The sequence below is a fragment of the Chryseobacterium phosphatilyticum genome (assembly GCF_002899825.2).
GTDB lineage: Bacteria > Bacteroidota > Bacteroidia > Flavobacteriales > Weeksellaceae > Chryseobacterium > Chryseobacterium phosphatilyticum.
The window spans coordinates 1-583 of sequence record NZ_PPED02000038.1; the positions used below are offsets into that span (position 1 = coordinate 1).

The 583-nt window shown below is 59.3% G+C and carries 2 protein-coding genes; both read right to left on the reverse strand.

Going from position 1 to position 583, the window contains the following annotated elements; translation table 11 throughout:
- Positions 1-455 (reverse strand): hypothetical protein (locus C1631_RS25320; protein WP_228441491.1); only part of this gene is annotated, 455 nt, incomplete at its 3' end.
- The gene (locus tag C1631_RS25325; RefSeq protein ID WP_497707257.1) at positions 456-569 is read right to left on the reverse strand and encodes a helix-turn-helix domain-containing protein; all 114 of its coding nucleotides are present in this window, start codon (positions 567-569) and stop codon (positions 456-458) included.
- Between the last annotated feature and the right edge of the window lie 14 nt (positions 570-583).

Consider the following 583-nt stretch of genomic DNA (forward strand, 5'->3'; position numbering starts at 1 on the left):
GCGATCTTGTCCCAGTTGACCAGGGTCTGGGTTGCACCGTGTTCGCGCACCGTCACCGGAGCAACGTCGCGCAGCAGATCGCGCAAGGTCATCGACTGACCAGGCACGACTTCGCTGACCTCATAGAGCGACATGACCGTATCGCGTAACGCGCGCATATAGGCCTTGTTCGGCGCCTTTTCGTTCCAGCCCCGGCGCTTGAGATAGTCATCGACCAGATTGCGACCGTCGGGTTCCAGTTCCTGCGTAAGCAGATCTTCAAAGGCGCAGCCCCATAGCGGCCCTTGCCAGTGATCGCCAATTATCTCGAATATGGCGTCAGGCTCGAGTCCGGTCGCTTCGCTCGCCGGATCGAGATGCGCGGACAGCATTTCGGCCAATGCCTCATCCCATGGCGCGCGATCCGCATATTTCATCAGGCCGGAAAGAGCGTGAGCCGATTTCGATCTGGACATTCAGATGGGCCTTTCCACGCCGAGGCGGCGCATTTCTCGATAGATGGTCGATCGGCCGATGCCGAGTTGTCGTGCTGCTTCTGTCGGCGAGATGCTCGCTTCGACCAGTTTGATGGCGGCATGTACCT